Origin of the sequence: Streptomyces puniciscabiei (genome assembly GCF_006715785.1) — a bacterium.
Classification (GTDB): Bacteria; Actinomycetota; Actinomycetes; order Streptomycetales; family Streptomycetaceae; genus Streptomyces; species Streptomyces puniciscabiei.
Genome location: NZ_VFNX01000001.1, coordinates 4,443,598 through 4,460,636, shown reverse-complemented (window position 1 = coordinate 4,460,636; position 17,039 = coordinate 4,443,598). Strand labels below are relative to the sequence as shown.

20 protein-coding genes and 1 pseudogene are annotated in these 17,039 nt (G+C 70.9%); 9 read left to right on the top strand and 12 right to left on the bottom strand.

Translation table 11 applies throughout. From position 1 onward, the window contains the following. Positions 1-80: 80 nt before the first annotated feature. Together FB563_RS20680 and FB563_RS20675 are read left to right on the top strand one after the other, a co-directional pair. Complete coding sequence (locus FB563_RS20680; RefSeq protein WP_055706138.1) at positions 81-533, top strand: hypothetical protein; 453 nt, start codon at positions 81-83, stop codon at positions 531-533. An 80-nt stretch (positions 534-613) separates the two neighbouring features. Beyond that, a complete protein-coding gene (locus FB563_RS20675; RefSeq protein ID WP_055706139.1) occupies positions 614-1,312 on the top strand; it encodes a hypothetical protein in 699 nt (232 codons plus the stop codon). Positions 1,313-1,497: 185 nt separating this feature from the next. Here the strand turns inward: FB563_RS20675 and FB563_RS20670 are convergent, their stop codons facing one another. The 3 genes from FB563_RS20670 to FB563_RS20660 form a co-directional block, all read right to left on the bottom strand. Next, positions 1,498-2,319: an SPDY domain-containing protein gene (locus FB563_RS20670; protein ID WP_055706140.1), complete on the bottom strand. Its 822-nt coding sequence runs from the start codon at positions 2,317-2,319 to the stop codon at positions 1,498-1,500. Between the two features lie 15 nt (positions 2,320-2,334). Next, complete coding sequence (locus FB563_RS20665; protein WP_055706141.1) at positions 2,335-2,625, bottom strand: hypothetical protein; 291 nt, start codon at positions 2,623-2,625, stop codon at positions 2,335-2,337. A 107-nt stretch (positions 2,626-2,732) separates the two neighbouring features. After that, positions 2,733-3,086: an SPDY domain-containing protein gene (locus FB563_RS20660; protein WP_055706165.1), complete on the bottom strand. Its 354-nt coding sequence runs from the start codon at positions 3,084-3,086 to the stop codon at positions 2,733-2,735. A 508-nt stretch (positions 3,087-3,594) separates the two neighbouring features. Here FB563_RS20660 and FB563_RS20655 point away from each other — a divergent pair. After that, on the top strand, positions 3,595-4,887 hold the full coding sequence (locus FB563_RS20655) for an FAD-dependent oxidoreductase (protein WP_079048758.1): 1,293 nt from the start codon (positions 3,595-3,597) through the stop codon (positions 4,885-4,887). Positions 4,888-4,942: 55 nt separating this feature from the next. Further along, positions 4,943-5,920: an L-threonylcarbamoyladenylate synthase gene (locus FB563_RS20650; protein WP_055706142.1), complete on the top strand. Its 978-nt coding sequence runs from the start codon at positions 4,943-4,945 to the stop codon at positions 5,918-5,920. Between the two features lie 334 nt (positions 5,921-6,254). On the opposite strand, the gene FB563_RS20640 is transcribed toward FB563_RS20650, so the two are convergent. Then, the gene (locus tag FB563_RS20640; protein WP_055706143.1) at positions 6,255-6,896 is read right to left on the bottom strand and encodes a carbonic anhydrase; all 642 of its coding nucleotides are present in this window, start codon (positions 6,894-6,896) and stop codon (positions 6,255-6,257) included. Positions 6,897-6,934: 38 nt separating this feature from the next. Here FB563_RS20640 and FB563_RS20635 point away from each other — a divergent pair, with 38 nt between their 5' ends. Both FB563_RS20635 and FB563_RS20630 read left to right on the top strand, forming a co-directional pair. Next, positions 6,935-7,150, top strand: coding sequence for a hypothetical protein (locus FB563_RS20635; RefSeq protein WP_142218835.1), 216 nt, complete (start codon positions 6,935-6,937; stop codon positions 7,148-7,150). A 370-nt stretch (positions 7,151-7,520) separates the two neighbouring features. Then, entirely contained in the window at positions 7,521-7,850 is a 330-nt protein-coding gene (locus tag FB563_RS20630; protein ID WP_159045510.1) for an STAS domain-containing protein, read from the top strand. A 10-nt stretch (positions 7,851-7,860) separates the two neighbouring features. Here FB563_RS20630 and FB563_RS20625 read toward each other — a convergent pair whose 3' ends face one another. Then, positions 7,861-8,073 carry a helix-turn-helix domain-containing protein gene (locus FB563_RS20625; protein ID WP_055706146.1) on the bottom strand — a complete coding sequence of 71 codons (213 nt, stop codon included), beginning with the start codon at positions 8,071-8,073 and terminating at the stop codon, positions 7,861-7,863. Between the two features lie 310 nt (positions 8,074-8,383). Beyond that, complete coding sequence (locus tag FB563_RS20620; protein WP_063797075.1) at positions 8,384-8,875, bottom strand: MarR family transcriptional regulator; 492 nt, start codon at positions 8,873-8,875, stop codon at positions 8,384-8,386. A 124-nt stretch (positions 8,876-8,999) separates the two neighbouring features. On the opposite strand from FB563_RS20620, the gene FB563_RS43020 reads away from it, so the two are divergent. The 3 genes and pseudogenes from FB563_RS43020 to FB563_RS44105 all read left to right on the top strand — a co-directional run. Beyond that, complete coding sequence (locus FB563_RS43020) at positions 9,000-9,350, top strand: STAS domain-containing protein (protein ID WP_055706147.1); 351 nt, start codon at positions 9,000-9,002, stop codon at positions 9,348-9,350. A gap of 1,040 nt (positions 9,351-10,390) precedes the next feature. Next, on the top strand, positions 10,391-10,870 hold the full coding sequence (locus tag FB563_RS20610; protein WP_055706148.1) for an ATP-binding protein: 480 nt from the start codon (positions 10,391-10,393) through the stop codon (positions 10,868-10,870). Positions 10,871-11,615: 745 nt separating this feature from the next. Next, positions 11,616-11,720 (top strand): annotated as a pseudogene (locus FB563_RS44105) (DUF2267 domain-containing protein); the annotation flags it as partial. 200 nt (positions 11,721-11,920) lie between these two features. Here the strand turns inward: FB563_RS44105 and FB563_RS20600 are convergent. The 6 genes from FB563_RS20600 to FB563_RS20575 all read right to left on the bottom strand — a co-directional run bounded on the left by FB563_RS20600 (position 11,921) and on the right by FB563_RS20575 (position 17,025). Further along, positions 11,921-12,934 (bottom strand): SpaA isopeptide-forming pilin-related protein, encoded by a 1,014-nt coding sequence (locus FB563_RS20600; RefSeq protein WP_055706149.1) that lies wholly within the window; start codon positions 12,932-12,934, stop codon positions 11,921-11,923. A gap of 37 nt (positions 12,935-12,971) precedes the next feature. Beyond that, positions 12,972-13,757 carry an SPDY domain-containing protein gene (locus FB563_RS20595; RefSeq protein ID WP_055706150.1) on the bottom strand — a complete coding sequence of 262 codons (786 nt, stop codon included), beginning with the start codon at positions 13,755-13,757 and terminating at the stop codon, positions 12,972-12,974. Between the two features lie 91 nt (positions 13,758-13,848). Further along, positions 13,849-14,340 carry a hypothetical protein gene (locus tag FB563_RS20590; RefSeq protein ID WP_055706151.1) on the bottom strand — a complete coding sequence of 164 codons (492 nt, stop codon included), beginning with the start codon at positions 14,338-14,340 and terminating at the stop codon, positions 13,849-13,851. Positions 14,341-14,377: 37 nt separating this feature from the next. After that, positions 14,378-15,244 carry an SPDY domain-containing protein gene (locus FB563_RS20585; RefSeq protein ID WP_055706152.1) on the bottom strand — a complete coding sequence of 289 codons (867 nt, stop codon included), beginning with the start codon at positions 15,242-15,244 and terminating at the stop codon, positions 14,378-14,380. A 33-nt stretch (positions 15,245-15,277) separates the two neighbouring features. Continuing rightward, the gene (locus FB563_RS20580; RefSeq protein ID WP_055706153.1) at positions 15,278-15,907 is read right to left on the bottom strand and encodes an HAD family hydrolase; all 630 of its coding nucleotides are present in this window, start codon (positions 15,905-15,907) and stop codon (positions 15,278-15,280) included. Then, the gene (locus tag FB563_RS20575) at positions 15,904-17,025 is read right to left on the bottom strand and encodes an MFS transporter (RefSeq protein ID WP_055706154.1); all 1,122 of its coding nucleotides are present in this window, start codon (positions 17,023-17,025) and stop codon (positions 15,904-15,906) included. Before FB563_RS20575 ends, FB563_RS20580 begins: the two co-directional genes overlap by 4 nt. Positions 17,026-17,039: the final 14 nt, after the last annotated feature.

The following is a 17,039-nucleotide window of genomic DNA, read 5'->3' as shown; positions in this document are numbered from 1 at the left end:
TGGACTTTGTGAATTGAACAGGTCAGCGGACTTCGGGCACGATCATGACGCGTGCAGGACGAGACGAGGGAGGACACCGGGTGTTTCACCGGATACGACGCCGCCGCGCGGAAGAGGAAGAGTTCAGCGAGGTGCAGCGCCGGGCGTACGAGGCGTGGCTGCAGATGGCCGACCAGGTGCCACCGGTCCTGCAGATGCAGCAGGAGCATCAGCTCGCGGAGCCGGCGCCGGTTGTGGACGACTTCCTCCCGCCGGAGCTGCGCGTCCCCAGCCACGACCAGCTCGACGGCCGGGTGATGCCCTGGCCGTGGCCGGTCGTCCTGGACGGCGAGGTCGTCGCCTGCGCCGAGTGCGGCGCCTACCGCGAGTGGCTCATACTCTCCACCCACGACCAGGTCTGGCTGCGCTGCCAGGCCGGCCACCAGCAGCACGAGACCCGTCTCGACACCGCGTGGTTCAACCGGCACTCCGGCCCGGGAGATGCCATCCACGCCACGTTCGAGGACTGCCTGCGGCACCTCGGCCACCGCTGACCGCCACTCCTTCGACCCCTTCTCGGGCCCACGGGCCCGCACTGTCCAACCGTCACCGAGCACCAAGGGGTCGTTCACCCATGCGCGTTCGCCTCACCCTCACCGCCCTCGGCCTCACCGCCGCCGCCCTCACCCTGCCCGCCTGCTCCGCCGGTACCAGCCAGGCGAAGTCCACCTCCCCGTCCTCCGCCCCCGCAGGCCACCCGGCCACCACCAAGCAGAGCGACGCCCCGCTGTCGTCGGCCGCGCTTCAGCCCCGCCTGCTCGACGAGAGCGACCTCGGGTCCGACTACACCCGCAAGCCGGAGGACACCTCCCGCCACGACGACGTCACCGTCACCGGCTGCCCCGCCTTGGAGAAGCTGGGCGGCGACGCGGCGGCCGGCGGCTCCCTCGACTTCCCCAACAAGGCGAAGGTGTCCTTCACCTACACCGGCGGCAGCGCCGGTTCGGAGGTCTCCGAGGAGCTGTACAGCGACACCTCCACGAAGCTGTCCGACCGCATCGATCGGATCTTCGACGCCATGACCGGCTGCCCGACCTACCAAGTCGTCTCCGGCAGCGCCGCCATCAATGTCACGTCACAGAAGACGACCGCGCCCCGGCTCGGCGACCAGCAGTGGAGCCAGCTGATGACCTTCTCTTCCGGTGGGCAGGACAGCCTCGTCAAGCAGACCGCGATACGTGAGGGAAGCCTGCTCCTGATCGTCTCCGGCCCGCCGGCCTTGGTCGACCAGCATCTCGGCAAGGCTCTCGCCAGGGCGACAGCGACTCGCTGACGCGCTCGCAACGGCGCCCTCGACCACCACGGTCGAGGGCGCCGGGCTCTGTCGCAGCTGGCGTCACATACTGCCGTCACGCTCCGAACCCCTTAGCGCACCGGCAAACACAGCAGCAAAGCCCGCCCTTCCCGGAATCGGGGAGGGCGGGCTTCATGCGTCGGGTCAAGGGCGGACACCGGCGTTCAGCCGGCCGGGGCGCGCAGGAGCCGGTCCCGGGTGCTCTCCGGCAGCACCCGGCGCAGGACCGGTGCGGTCGAGCTGAGCGAGGCGGCGAACGCGGCGACCAGGTCGTGCGGGACGCTGGCTGCGAAGGACGCCGCCCACAGGCACTGCGTGCCCAGCGCGGGCTCGGCCCATGCCTGCCATCCGACCGGTCCCGCAGCGTCGTTCTCGGCGACCAGGGTGCGCGGGTCGGCGTCCTGGATGAGGGGCGGGACCTCGCCGAGGCTGAGGTGGGAGGTGAAGGTCGGGTCTATCGCTGCCGCGTGGGGCTGGTCGATGTCGCGGAGCCAGCCGTGGGCGGTGACCGCGTCGAGGACCAGCTCGGGCCCAGCGAAGGACACGGTGGGCTGGTCCCGGGCATCGAGCGCGACGAGGAAGTCGGTGAGGACCTCGCCGGGGACGTCGGGGGTGAAGTAGGCCGACCACTGCGCGAGCGGACTGTTGGTATCGGCGCGGGCGCAGACCTGCCAGGCGATCGGCAGTTCGCCGAGGTGGAACGGCTCGTCCGCCAGGACCCACTGGGCCCACCGGAGGGTGTCGGGGCTGATGTGCAGGACGGTGCTGCGCAGGACCTGACGGTCCTCCGGCGCCTCGTCAGGTTCCTGGCGCCCGCGGACGATCGCAAGGCTCGACCAGCCAAGGCCGGCGAGCGTATCGGCGACGGAGTCGTAGAGGCGTCCGTCGTCCCCGGCCAGGTGCCGGGGACCGACCCAGTACGCGCGCTGGGCGCTGTTGCTGGCCGGCGGATCGAGGGGAATGTCGGGGTTCAGGGGCGCCTCCAAGGGCTCGGTGCCGGTCTACTTGCCGCGTGCGGTGCGGCGTTCCCGGCGAGGGGGTGCCTGGACGGGAGAGTGCCAGGTCAGGGCGACGGCGACCTCGGGCGGCAGATGACCGAGCTGGGCGTCCGGCTCCCGGCCTTCGGCGAGGTACACGACGGGCTGCCCGGTCTCGTCCACGGACTGCACGACCTGCGCCAAGCGGTGTGCCATCGGGAAGAAGGGATTCATGGCCTGGCGGACCGGGGCACTCCGGTCGCAGCCGGACAGCAGGTCGATGAGATCGCCGACAGTCATCTCCGGGGTCGTCACGAACAGCCTCCTGAGGTAGAGGGAAACGGGGAGCAGTGGAACCGTTCGGCGGGCGGCAGACAGACGACCGCGTGCGGGGCGGGGGCTACCTGTCGGTGTCCGCGCTCTCATAGGGGGCGTGAGGTCTCCAGCACGCGCGCCACGGCGGCGGCGACGATGTCCGCCGGCGTCTCGGTGTCGAACGACAGGTGGTAGCCACGCACCTTGGCCGTGCCGGTGACGGCGATCTTCCATCCCTCGCCGTCCGTGCCGGGGCGGCCGAGCGGGAACCAGCCGAGGTAGAACCGGCCGTCCTTGGAGCTGACGTGCACGTCCGCGCGGTCATCCACGATCAGGTGGAAGTCCTCCGCGGAGAACTGGTCCATGACCAGCGTGGGCTGGCCAGGACCGAGCTGCCACTCGCGCAGCCGCAGGGCCTCGACGGTGGTGGAGAAGCCAGGGCTCACGGGAGCTACGGTCACGGCGATCACCTCTCTGACCTGCTACGTTCCGGGGAAGGTCGTCTAGGTTGACATGGCCCTGCCCGCAGTTCCAGTCATTCGTGGATCTTTCTCGTCTGCCACCGGCGAACTGCGAGATCCGCCCTCGCCGTTCTAGGATCCGCAAGTCGATGCGCAGTGTCGGCTGACGATGCGCAATGAATGCGCAAATCCGGGGACCAGTGCGCAGTCGTTACGGTGCGTAGCCGTCGTGTCGATCTGGTGGTGAGGTCGATCTTGGTGAGACCGCACCGCGTTCAGCCGCCGGGGCCGACAGGTGGCGAAGGGCACCTGTAAGGTCCGTGATCGTTACGTTTCCTGGGATGCCGGGTGGTTTGACTAGGTTCGGTCAAGGTGTGCTGAAATCCTGGGCGGGCTGCGGCTGATGGGTCACACTCGGTCGCGGAGGGGGGATCGCGTGCGGTGGGCCGTTGGCCGCCGTGGCGTTCCGAGGTGTCGCGCTGCCCTGGGGAGGGCGGTGGGCTGATCGATGGGGGGACGTGTGACGCAGTCGCTTCCGGGGCAGCGCCCTGCTCACGAGCGGGCGGTCGGCAGGCGCGAGAGGCTTCCCGTGGTGGTGATCGGCGCTGGCCCGTACGGGTTGTCGGTGGCCGCTCATCTGCGGGCCGCCGGGGTTCCAGTGCGGATTTTCGGGGAGGTGATGGGCAGTTGGCGGCATGCCATGGCCACGGGGATGTTCCTGAAGTCGACCCCAGACGCCACCGACCTGTCGGCACCCGAGCTGGGCGGACGGCTATCCGACTTCCGCAGGGTGCGCGGTGAGTCGGAGCTGACGGAACTGACACCGATCCCGTGCGACGTGTTCGTGCGTTACGGGCAGTGGTTCCAGAAGCGGTACGTCGGTGACGTGGAACCGGCCAGGGTCGCCAGCGTCGACCGCGGCCCAAGCTCTTCCGGGTTCGCCGTAGGACTCGACGACGGCCGGCAGCTGACGGCGGCGGCCGTCGTGGTGGCGACCGGATTGAACGGACTGGCGTACATACCGAAGGAGTTGCTCCGCCTCGTGCCCGAGGGACCGGGAGCCGGGGCATTGGTGTCGCACACCAGCCACCACAGCGACCTGTCGCGGTATGCCGGACAGCGGATCGCGGTCGTCGGGGGAGGCCAGTCCGCACTGGAGAGCGCCGCGCTGCTGCATGAGGCCGGAGCCCACGTGCAGGTGCTGGTGCGGGAGCGGCGCGTTCTGTGGGGCTCGGTTCCGCAGCTTGGCCGACCGTGGCCGCAGCGGCTCGCGCAGCCCGCCTCACCCCTGGGGACGGGCTGGACACTCGCCGCGGTCTGCCGGGCACCAGGCGGGGTGCGACGGCTCCCCGCTGCCGCCCGGCTGCTGTTGTTCCGCCGGGCGCTGGGGCCCTCGGGCGGCTGGTGGCTGCGCGACCGGGTCGAGGATGTCGTGCCGGTGCGCACCTCGTCCCGCGTCACCCACGCCGAGGCATCCGGCTCCACTGCCCGGCTGGAACTCACCATGCCGGGTGGTTCGGAGGGGCTGGCTGTCGACCACGTGCTGGCTGCCACCGGCTACCGCCTCGACATCGACGCGCTTGCGTTTCTCGTCCCTACGCTACGGCGGCGCGTCGTCTGTGTGCCCGGCTCCAAGGCCCCTCAGCTGACCAGGACGTTCGAAACATCCGTGCCTGGTCTGTACGTCGCTGGTTCGCTGGCCGCCCCGACGTTCGGCCCCATGATGCGCTTCGTTGCCGGAACGGAGTACGCCGCCGCTCGCATAGCCCACGATGCCGCCCGATGGGTCGTCGCTCCATAAGCTGGACCGGTCTCCACGGAAATGAGGGGGGCGGAAGAGTGGGAGTATTGCCAGCGTGACGGCAAGTACCAGTGACATCGAGAAGGCGGCCGAGGTGCTGCGTGCCGGCGGCCTGGTGGCCCTCCCGACCGAGACCGTCTACGGTCTGGGCGCCAACGCCGAGGACCCCGCCGCCGTCTCGCGTATCTTCCAAGTCAAGGGGCGTCCGCCCTCCCACCCGCTGATCGTCCACATCGGCGGCGCGGAACTGCTGGACGACTGGGTCCAGGAGGTGCCCCAGGCAGCGCGCCTGCTGGCCGAACACTTCTGGCCGGGACCACTCACGCTGGTCCTGCGGCGCGGTCCCCGCGTGCCCCTCGAAGCGATCGGTGGCCTCCAGACGGTGGCCGTGCGTGTTCCCGACCACCCCGTCGCACTGGCGCTCCTGTCAGCCTTCGGCGGTGGTGTCACGGCCCCGTCTGCCAACCGCTTCGGCTCGGTCAGCCCCACAACGGCGGACCATGTCCGTGCCGAGCTCGGCGAAGCGGTCGACTTCGTGCTGGATGGCGGTCCCTGCTCGGTCGGTGTCGAGTCGACCATTGTCGACGTCACGGGCGATGCCGCAAGCATCCTGCGGCCGGGCGGGGTAACGCGCGAGGACCTCGAAGCGGTGCTGGGCTATCCGCTTGCGGTTCCCTCGACCAGCCGTGTCCGGGTGCCGGGCCAGCATCCGTCGCACTACGCGCCGCGGGCGCGGGTCGTCCTCGTCGAGCGGGAGAAGGTCGTCGCCGAGGCGGAGCTGGCGCAGGAGCTGGGGCACCAGGTGGGTGTCTTTCTGCCTGATGGCTTCGCCGACGCTGCGGTGAAGGTGCACGCCGTGGTGGCGGTCCCCGGTTCGGTGGCCGCCTATGCGCGCGGGCTGTACGGGTTCCTGCGCGAGCTCGACCAGCAAGGGTGCGACCTCATCATCGCGTCCTTGCCGGTGGAGGAGGGACTGGGACTGGCGATCGCCAACCGGCTCCGCCGCGCCGCAGGGCCCCGGCCCACTATGTGACCAGCGCCGACGCTGTGCCCTTACTGCTCCCGGAGACGAGGACGGGGCGGATTCGTGGCGGATTCGGCTGAGCGCCCACCAGCCTGGCAGGCCGGGCACAGCTGGTGCCGCCCCTCGTCGGTGACGACCGTTCCCCATCCCCGGCACACCTCGCAGCCCGCGGCCCGCGCCGGGTCGGCGCGGGGGACGGTGCTGGGCACCCGGTCGTCTCCGTGAGCCATCAAAGGCCCTTCCATGGACGATCAAGCAGTGAACGTGAGAGGTTCCTCATCCACCGTATACGGGTCTCCTCCGGCCGCAGCAAACTCACGCTGAGCAGCCACGGCCGGGGCGGTCAGGACGCGGCAGGGACCGCCGCGTCGAGGCCGCGAGAGGCGACGAGCTGTGCACTGCCGTCGGACAGGCGGTAGCACAGGCCCACCACGGCGGCCTGGCCGGCGGCGACCTTCTCGGCCAGGACCCGGGAGCGGTCCAGCAGCAGGTCGACGGTGTGCCTTATGTGCTCGGCCAGGACCTCCTCGGGCTCAACCTGTCCGGCGGCCCGCGCAGCCAGCACGCTGGGAGTAACGCGCTCGACGACGTCCCGGATGTACCCGGCCGGTGCCATGCCGTCCTCCAGCGCGGCGCACGCAGCGCCGACCGCGCCGCACGAGTCGTGACCGAGCACGATCACCAGCGGACAGCCCAGGATGTCTACGCCGTACTCGATGCTGCCCAGCACCTCCGGGCCCATGACGTGGCCGGCGGTGCGGACCACGAAGAGGTCGCCCAGGCCGCGGTCGAAGATGATCTCGGCGGCCAGCCGGGAGTCGGAACACCCGAACAGCACCGCGAAGGGCTGCTGGGACGGTGCGATCTCAGCGCGGCGGGCGGCGTCCTGATTGGGGTGCTCGGGGACGCCGGCGACAAAGCGCTGGTTACCGGCCAGCAGCAGATCGAAGGCGTCGCGGGGCGTCGGAGTCTTGATCTCGGTCATGGCCGAAGCCTACGAGGCGGATGGTTCGTTGGCAGTGCGTGGATGCTCACAACGCTGATGCGGAGCCCTTTGCGGCCTCGCCGGCGGCGTACCGGCTGCTGCCCGAGTCGGATGGTCACAACGATGCCGGCGTGCGTGAACGCGCGGCGAAGCGGGTGGCGTCGTGGAACGGACGTGCGGTGATAGTCGCCATCTCGGTGGCCACCGTGATCCTCGCGGTGGTGTCCGTCGTAGTGCATGACCTGCCCAGGTGAGCGTCTATGAGCTGTTCGGGGAGCCGGTGGTGCGGTGCTGGCATGCCGCGGGCGGCTAGCTCCCGCCAGGGCAGCAGGATGACGAGACGGGCGGGCGGACCGGTCGCCAGGCCCCGGCGCCTCCACAGCCCGCGGGTCCTGCGCAGCCTGCGGGTCCTGTGCAGCCCGCACAGCCGCCCGCCCGGCTGGACCGCACTCCCAGCGGTGCAGCCGCGCAGTGCCCGTGCGCAGCGTGCGCGGACGGCAAGCCGCCCGGGCCGTGAAGGCCGCTTCCGCCCCGGCCCCGGGCCGGCCGCGCCGGGTGTAGACATCCCCGCGGGTTGAGGGTTCTCCTGGACACACACCGTCCGCGTCGCTGACTGGGGGCGCCGTGCACGACACTCTCCACGTCGCTGTACAGCCGACCGGGCCCGGTCGCTGCCGGGTGACCGTGGCCGGGGACCTCGACGTGGTCAGCGCCCCGGATGTCCGGGACACCCTCCGATCCGCCCTGGCCGATCACCGCAGCGTGGTGGTGGACTGCGGCGGGCTGACGTTCTGCGACTGCACCGGCCTGTCCGCGCTGCTGGCCGCCGCCCGGACGGCGAAGGCCAGCGGCAGAGACCTGCGGCTGTGCGCGGTCCCGCACCCGCTGGCGAGGCTGCTACGGCTGACCCACGCAGGCAGTGCCTTCACCATCGACCAGCCGAACGAACGGTGAAGCCCGCAGGTCAGGACGCGGTGCGGCGCGGGGCTCCGCCACGGGATCTGAAGGTCGCCCCGGCGTCTTCGAGCAGGCGGTGCACGCCGCCGTAACTGCGGCCGGTCTCCTCCGCCAGTGCCCGGATACTCGCGCCGGAGTCGTATTTCTTCTTCAGGTCAGCCGCGAGCTTGTCGCGTTCCGGGCCCGGAGTGAGCCGGCGGGCCTGATTCTTGTTCGGCATGGGGCGGATTCCTCCCGGAGAGACTGCGGTTGCTGCCATGATCGCGTGAGGGCGTGGATGCGGCTACCGGTTCGGCGGAAGGCCCGGACGAGAGGTGAGGGCGGCTGGTGACGACCACGGACCCGGCCCAGCGGGAGGACCTGTTCACCCGCACCGTCGATGAGCACCCGGTGCAGCTGGTACGGCCCGCGGACACCAACCGTTCGACCTGGGCGCAGCGTACGAGGGCAGCCGCTATCTGGGCACCGTGTCCGCAGAATTGTACGGTGGCTGGCCCCGGTGGCGGATGCAGACCCAGGACACGTCGGCGTCAACCCCGGGAGCGTCCATTCCGGGCCTGCGCCGGCAGCGCCGTCACGAACCGACCGGTCCGTGGCCTGTCTTGAGAGTCACCGAGTGTCCCGTTCTGGCCTTCACCCGCTCGCCCGGGGATGATCCTTCGGCCGTGGCCGGTGACCAATTCCAACAAGGCCCTGACGGGCAGATGGGCCTCCGCCGGATGACGCAGCCTGCGGTCCAGATGGATGGTGTAGCGCGTGCGCCGTCCCTCTCGCTCCCGGCTGAGGTAACCGGCCTGTTCGAGGTCGGCGACGACCCGCTGGGCGGTGCGTTCGGTGATGTGGCAGACGGCCGCGAGGTCGCGGATACGCGTGACCGTATCGCGGGCGGTGGCCAGCAGCACGCGCGCGTCGTTGGTGAGGAACCCCCACTCTCCGGACTGCTGGTTCGCGATCGCCTGCCTTTCGATGTCGTCGTGCCGGACGCACCGGCAGAGAACATTCGGGAAACCCGGTTCATCCATTGTCTGCAGGGAAGCAGGGTTGCGTGGTGGAGGCATCGTGCCTTTCGGGCGGTCGTGCGGGCCTTGCCGGATAGGCTCGCGGCATCCTATTCAAGGTCCCTGCCGAGACGGTGAGGCAAGCGCAATGGACGATCTGCCCTCGGTCGAGACGACCGTGTCGGGCCGCTGCCTGGTGGCCACGGTGCGCGGGGCCATGGACTATGCCACGCAGCCAGAGCTTCGTCAGCGGCTGAAGCACGTGATCACCCACTCGGAGCGGGCAGTCGTGCTGGAGCTGACGGATGTGTCGTTCTGTGACTCGGCGGGGCTGAGCGTGCTACTGGGAGCCCGTCGCGAGGCGGAGAAGGCAGCGGTGGTGCTGGTCTTGGCCTGCGTCCCGGTCCCGCTGCGCCAGATCCTTCAGATGACCCGAGCCGATCAGGTCCTGCCGACCTTCGACACCGTCGCCGACGCCGAGGCCGCCCTGAGCAGCTGACAGCAACGGGGCACGTGACGGTCCTCGCGGGCCGCTCCGGTCCGGACCGCACAGCCGCCGTCCCCCGCCGCCACCGTCTGCCCCATCCTCGCCGCGGAACCCGACGGCACCGATGAGGCGCGGATGCCCGTCCGGTCTTCAAGATCAACCCGCGCCCCGCGTGTCTGGGCCACATCCCCTGACTCCGTGCTGAAGCGCCGCACCAGACGCCCACGCGGTGACCATGCCCGTTTGCACCTGGCCGAACCGGTGGAACTACACAAGACCGAGCACCCGCACCCGCGCCTCACCAAGCGTGACCGCCGAAGACGTCACCAAGCCGCCGACTGCGCATCAGCCGTCGACAGCCCCGCGCCGCCACCCTGCGCACGGTCGGCAATACAGCAGGTGGAAGGCTCGTCGTTGCTAACGAATCTGCGGACCCTAGAGCCGTACCACGCGTTGCCCCGGGCCGTCGGCAGCGAGGACGCGGGGTACCGACAGCTCGCGAACATCTGCGTCAGGGCGCGTTCAGAATCTGAACACCAGCCGTGCTCAGACTCTGAGCACTCCACGCGTTCAGTTTCTGAGCAGACCGGCCTCTCCCTTGGACGGATCAGCCAGGCCAACACGGTGCTACAGGCAGGCGCCCGGCCTCGTGGATCCGGTGATCAACGGTGCCATGGCCCTGGACGACGCATACACCATCGCCTGGGCAACCACGGCTCCTCGGCGACTTTGCCAGTCACCCCTCTTTGCCAGTCACCCCTCCGGGCCGCTTGTCGCATCCTGCTCTCGGCCATGACAGAAGCCTAAGAGCCGACACCGGCCGCGCGGTGGCCGGTCCCGCCGGCCGGCGCAGGGCCGGAGGCTGCGTAGCAGGCCAGACTTTCCCGGCCACCGCCGGCTTCAGCACGGCCGCCTGAACCGCCCCGGCGAGGGCGCTGCACGACTGCGGCCGGCCACGGTAGTCACGCCGAGTTGTCCCCTCTTGCCGGGCGTGTCCCGGGATCGCGGGGGTACACGCGTTGCGTAAGGCGCTCAGGCAGAGGGCGGTGGACATGGACGAGGCTGCCGAAGTCCGGGGCCAGGAGCGGCATGACATAGCGCTGCTGGCCCGGTCGTCTGCAACCTACGAGGGCAGCCCGGCCGACATCGCCCAGGCTCGCGCGCTGGCCCGCGACTTCCTGACCGGTGTGCAGGCCGAGCACGGGCTCCCGGTGTCGGACCGGGCCATGGGCACGGTGCAGTTGGTGGTCAGCGAGCTGATCACGAACGCCTGCAAGTACGCGCCCGGCCCGTGCCTGCTGGATCTGGAGCTGGCTGGAGGCACCATCGCCATCACGGTCTGGGACAGCCGCCCCCTTCTCCCGGTGGCCCGGGCCGCCGATCCGGGCCGGGTGGGCCAGCACGGCCTGGAGATCGTGTTGGCCGTGTGCCAGGACTTCGAGGTGCACCGGGAGGCGGTCGGCAAGCGCACGGTCGCCTCGGTGATGCTCGCCGACGACCCCGGCGGAGACGTCGCGGGCCGCCACCGTTGACCCAGCAGCACCCGTCCGGGGCCCGTCAGGGTGTTGCCCGGGCTGGGCCGTTCTACGCTGGCCGCAGCCGCCCTGGTGGACGGGGCCGGAGCGGACCGCACCGTCCGTATCCTTCATTCTCCGGCTGGCCGGTGCTCCTCAGACCAGTCACCGTGCACCAGGGGCAGGCCGCTGCCCTGGCCGGGTGAACAAGGCCGGGCCGCCCGCCTCCCGTGGCCCTGGCCGCTCGTTGGGGTGTGCGTGGATGCTCGCCGTGACCGCGCAGAGCCCTGCGCGCCCCGGCCGGAGACCTTCCGGCCCTCGGCCGAATCCGGTGATCACAGCAGTGCCGCCGAGCGGGCAGGTGGGAAGCTGCGGCCCACGGCGTGGCATGGGCGGGCCGTGATGCTCGCCATCTCGGCGGCCACCGTGATCCTCGCGGTGGTGTCGACGGCCGTGCCCGGCCTTGCGTGGTGAGCGTTTATGAGCTGTTCGGGGAACCGGTGGTGCGGTGCTGGCGTGCCGTGACCAGCCAGCTTCCGCCAAGGCAGCAGGATGACGAGATGGGCGGGCGGAGCGGGCGGCCCCAGTCCCCGGAGCCGCTGCCCGCGGGTCCTGTGCAGCCCGCGGGACCGCCCGCCCGGCTGGACCGCACTCCCAGTGGTGCAGCCGCCAAGTGCCCGTGCGCAGCGTGCGCTGACGTGAAACCGCCGGGGACGTAAAGGCCGCGGCTTCCGTCCCCGGCCCGGGGTCGGCCGCGCCTACGCTCAGCGTCGTCGCCGACATCGCCGGCGACGACCTGCCGAACCGGATCCTGCTGCAGCTCCCCGCGGGTTACGACCTTCTCTTCGGTCGCCCCCAGCCAGCCTGACCAGTTGGGGCGCAGCACGACACAGTGCTCGGCCGTGCCGGTGTGAACGATCCACGCGCGGGCCGGCCTGCGCTATGCCGGGGCGGCGTAGCGGTGGCACGCCGCAGGGGCTGGAGGCTGGGTAGCGGTTCGGCGTCGATAGACGCCAGCAGGCCCCCGGATGCGCTTTCGGGGGCCTGCTGGCAGTGGTCGATCTTGGGCTAGTTGGTCTTGCTGTTGTCGTCGGGCTCGGGCTCGGCAGCCGTACGACGGCGCACGGCGATAAGGGTGACGGCGCCGGCGACGACGAGAAGCCCCGCGCCTGCGGCGATCCAGGGGGTGCCGTCGGCGCCGGTGTGGGCGAGGGAGCCTGCCTGGGTCGCCGGCATGGAGCCGCCGTCCGGGACCGCGGCTGCCGTGGACGAAGGGTCGGCATCCGGCGTGCCGGGGCTCGGCGCGGAGGGCTTGGTGCTGCCGCTGTCGCTGCCCGGCTTGTCGGCGGGGGTGGACGGAGTGCTGGTGGGCTGTTGCGTCGGCTTGTCCGAAGGGTGGGGCTTGGGGTTGGTTGCGGTCCTGGTGTTGGTGACGGTCACAGTCACAGGGGCGCCGGGGCCGGCGGTGAACGTCTTGGGCGTCTTGTAGAGGTCGTACCCGGCGGGAGCCTTGACCTGCTTGACCCAGAACTCTGTCTTCCGACTCGAGACCGGCAGCTCTCCGGAGGCCGTGCCCTCGGCCCCCGTCGTCAGGGTGAGCAGCGTCGAGGCGCCGGTGCCGATGTTCACCGTTGCGCCGGACAGGAGCTTGCCGGTCTTGTCGTCCTTGGCCTGCAGGAGGACCTTGGCGGCCTTGAACGGGTCGGTGATCGTCAGAGGCGTGGTCACGCCGGGGGTGACGATGACGTCCTGGTCGGCGACCACGTCGAGCAGAGGGTTGCCGCTGGAGACCTCCTTGAGCCGGTAGACGCCGGCTGCCAGGCCGTTGAAGGCGAGCTTGCCGTCGGTGTCGGTCTTCCCCTGGGCCACTTCCTTCCCGGTGGTGTCGAGCAGGGTGAACGATGCGCCGGCCAGCAGGTCCCCGCCGGCATCCTTCTTGGTGATCTGGACGCCGCCGGTGGGGACGGCACTCGTGGCCGGGGTGGGCTCGGCAGCGTGGGCCGAAGCGGTCGGTACACAGGCCAGGGTGCCGGTCACGGCAGCGGCAACGACGAGGGCCGCGGTCGGCATACGGGTGCGCATAAAGAAGGGTGGCTCCTTGATCGGTGTGGAGAAGGGGTCAGCGGGTTCGGCGCGGGGCTGGGCCCGGAGGGGGCGTGGCGACCGGCGAAGAGAGAGGCGCCTGCTTTGCCCCCGTTGCCGCCGCCACGATGTAGAGGAGGTCGCGGGTGGGGAACGGGACGTCTTTCACGGTGCGGCTGACCGGCACGGTGGCGATCATCGAGATGGTGAATGCCGCAACCAGCGCGGTAGGCGTGCCGAAGGAGAACTGGGCGCGCCAGTACGGCTGATCGGGGTGTCCGCCCCAGGCCGTCCAGGTGGGAGCGTCGGAGCCGGCGTAGCGGTGCCGTACGCCTGCGAGGTCGTCGGGGGCACGGAAGAATTGCGTGCCGTCGGTCTTGACCTGGTGGCTCCAGCCGCGAGCGAGCAGCGGCGTGTACGCCTCCTGCGGCGCAGTGTCGTCCTCGAACAGCCGGTCGCGGTCGCTGTGGCGGCCTTCGAGGTAGAGGTCGAGCAGTTCGGTATGGACATCGTGAAGCAGCTCGATCGGGGTGGTGGCGTCGAAGGTGATCTTCCAGGTCGGCTGAGCGAACGGGACGCGGTTCGCAGCAATGGTCCACTTCCCCTTGCTGAACGTGTCGGAGGGGACGAGTCCGGTGAACAGGCGCAGGCAGGGGCTGCTGGCGAGCGCCGGTCCCGTCCCGGGCTGGTGCAGCGACCAGTCCTCATCAAAGGGGAAAGGCCAGGCGATGTGGAGGTCGGTGGGGCCGGGGCCCGCCAGATGGCGGGGCAGGACCTTTACTTCCCTGTCGGGGCCGAGGTTGTTGAAGGGGTCGGACGACACGGGGCTCCTGTCAGGGAGGGCGCGGAGCAGCTGCAGGCGTGAGCCCAAGTGCCGCGCGGGAGGTGGATATGGAGGTGAAGGGCCGGCCGGTTCAGCGGGCGCGGCTCCCGCTGCGGGAGGGCGGCGGGGATGGAGCCTTGCGAGCAGTACGGCCCACCGCTCGGCTCGGTGCGGATGCCGTCCACGCGCCGGGGAACCAGACGGTGGTGTACTGCTCGATCGCCTCGCGCAGTCCGGCTGTGTGAGCGCCTTGCCACGGCACCCAGTCGGGACGGTCCCGGAACTCCTTGAACGTGCCGTATCCCGAGTTCTGCGGCGCTCGGCCCTGTGTCGCGTCGCGGTGGTCGAACGTCTTGTGGTCCTCGAACCGCAGGACCACAGCGTCGAGTTGGCCACGGTCCTGATGGAGGGTGGCAAGCCGCAGGCCGTCGTACTCACCGGCGCGGATGGTCGGGGAGAAGTCGATCCGCAGCCGCAGAGGGCCAGAGGTGGGAGCGGCGTAGAAGGTGGCGCCGACGACGGTTGCCTCGGTGAAGGGGAGCTTCAGATGCTCCATGAAGAACTCTCGGGCGTGCAGGGCCAAGCGGTGTCTCCGGTTGGGCAGTCAGGTGGTGGGTGGTTCAGCGTCGCGGGCCGGGAAGCGCCGGACCACTGGTGGTGCTCCAGCGCGGGACGCTTGTGGCGGGAAGCACGGCCGGCCGACGGGAAGCGGCTCGCCGTACGTCGAGCGGCGTCGGCGCCGGCGGGCGCGGCGGGGAGATGGGAGTGAGCCGGGCCATGCCGTCGACGTAGCTGTAGGTGGCATCGCGCCACCGCGGTAGCGGTGCGGGATCGGAGACGCACTCGGTGACGGCTTTCAGCAGGGCGACGGGGGTGTGGGTGCTGGCGGTGGCGTACCAGGCGGGACGGTCGATGGAGGTGCCGGCCCACAGCTGCCAGCGGGCGTCGCGGGTGGTCAGCTCGGCTTCCGGGTCGAGGCGTCCGGTGGTGAACTCCAGCCCGGCGAGCCCGTCGGGCGACTGGATCGCGAACACTCCCCAGCGGGGGCGGTCGATCTGCCAGCCGCGGTTGATGAGGGGGACCACGGCGAGGAATGGGTCGCGGTCGGCGCTGCGCGGGTCCGACGTCGCGAGATAGGCGTCCGGGCCCTGTGCGTACGCGTCGGCGAGGACCGTGGTGAAGGCTTGGACGAACTCCGTCGGACAGGAGTCGCTGAAGCACACTCCCCACGCTGGCGGACCGAAGGGGTCCTTGTAGGCGTTGATGCGCCACAGACCGTCGTCCTCGCCTTCGGGGAGGTAGCCGAGGCGGACCCGGCCATCGGGCGCGTTCACATAGGCGTTGCCGAGGTCGTCATTCTCCAGGTGCCAGCCGAGGGCGAACAGCGGGGCCAGGGCGGGGTCGCCACACCCGGTCGTGCCGGCGAGATAGCGCGGGGAGACATAGACGTCCCCGTCGATGGTGCGAAAGTCGTCGTGAGGTGGCACTCGACTCCTGAGAGGTAGGGGTTGCGGGGTGGTTCAGCCCGTGGGGAACAGTGCTGCTTGGAGGTCGTTGGGCCGGCCCGTGTAGTGCAGCGTTTGCAGCCCCAGACTGCGGGCGGCGCGGCAGTTGTCCGCCCGGTCATCGACGAACAGCACGCGCTGCGGGTCGACACCACCGCTGGCGGCCAGGGCGTGCAGATAGGCGGCCGGATCGGGTTTGCACACCTCGAGCCGGGCCGAGTACAGGGCCTGGGTCATCAGGCGGCGCCAGGGGTGGGTGTCGAGGACGTCGCTGAGGTGGCGGGGCGCGTTGGACAGCAACACCATCGGCAGTCCTGCCTGGTGGGCGCGGCGCAGGACATCAACGACGTGGTCGTCGGTGGTGGTCCACATGGCGGTGTCGGCGGCGCGCAGTTCGCGCAGCAGCCGCGGGCCGGGATGGTGGCCGAGGACACGGGCCCAGTACGCCAGGTCGCTCAGCTGGCCGGCGTCGTAGGGCTCTCGGGCACTCCAGAAGGCGGTCTGGAAGGCGGTGAGGTCCTCCTCGGGCCAGGCCGCGGTGCGGGCGAGGTGACACCACTGGCCGGTCGTGGGCTGCACGCCGATGACGCCGTTGTAGTCGAAGATCACGGCATCAAGGCCGGGGTGCGCGGTGTTCGGGTTCAAGGGGTGGGGTGCTCCAGGGCTCGGTGGGAAAGGGCGGCGACGGCGGCTGCGAGCAGGGCGGGCAGCAGCAGCGCGGTGGGCAGAGTGGTGAGGCTCGCGAGGGCGCCGATGAGGGCGGGCCCGGCGAGCAGGCCGAGGTAGCCGATGACGGCGACCGTGGCCACGGCTCTGGGGCCCCCAACACCGGCTGCGGTGATCAGGCACGGGACGGTGATGGACAGACCAAGGCCCAAGGCCGTCCAGCCGGCCAGTGCCAGCGGCACCGTGGCGGCCAGGACGCCGGTGGCCAGCCCGGCCGCCGCCAGAAGCGCGCCGGCACGGACGATGGTGGGAGCGCTGAAGGCTTGGGTGAGGCGGTCGCCAGCCAGGCGTCCGGCGGCCATGGCCGCGCTGTAGAGGGCGAACGCGGCAGCGCTCACGGCCGCAGGGGCGCCCAGGCTGTGCAGGTGGACCGCGGCCCAGTCGGCTGCCGCCCCCTCGCCCAGCAGGCTCGCGGCGGCCAGAGCACCGAGCAGCACCAACGTCCTTGCCGAGAGCCTCGGTTGAGCGCCTGCTGGCGCCGGAGGCCGGTCGGTTCCGCTGAGAGAGCGGGTGACCGGTGTTACGGCAAGGGCAAGGCCGGCGAGGGACAAGCCGGTGGTGAGGAAGAGGACTCGGTGCGGAGTGTGGGCGGTGGCGGCGGCCAGGGCGGCACCGCCGAGCGCGCCGAGGGAGTAGGCGGCATGCAGGCCGGACATGATCGGCCGGCCGGCGGCGTTCTGGCAGCGCACCGCCGCGGAGTTGGCGGCCACGTCCGCCACCCCGTGGGCGGTCCCGAAGGCCCATGCCGCCACCAGCAGCGAGGGCAGGGTGCGGCACTGGCCCAGCAGGGCCAGGCACCCGGCCAGAGCGACGGCGCCGGTGGTCAGCAGGGCAGGAAGACGGTGCGGCCGGGCCAGCCAGCCGCCGGTCTGCAGGCCGGTGACCATGCCGAGCGCGGCGGTCAGCAGCACCAGCGCCAGATCTGCGGTGCTCAGGTGGGCTGTCTGCTGGACGGCCGGCATCCGGGCGCCCCACACCGCCATCACCACACCGAGACCAGCGAAATACCCGGTCAGCAGGCGACGGCTGGTCCGCACGGCCGCGGGTGTCC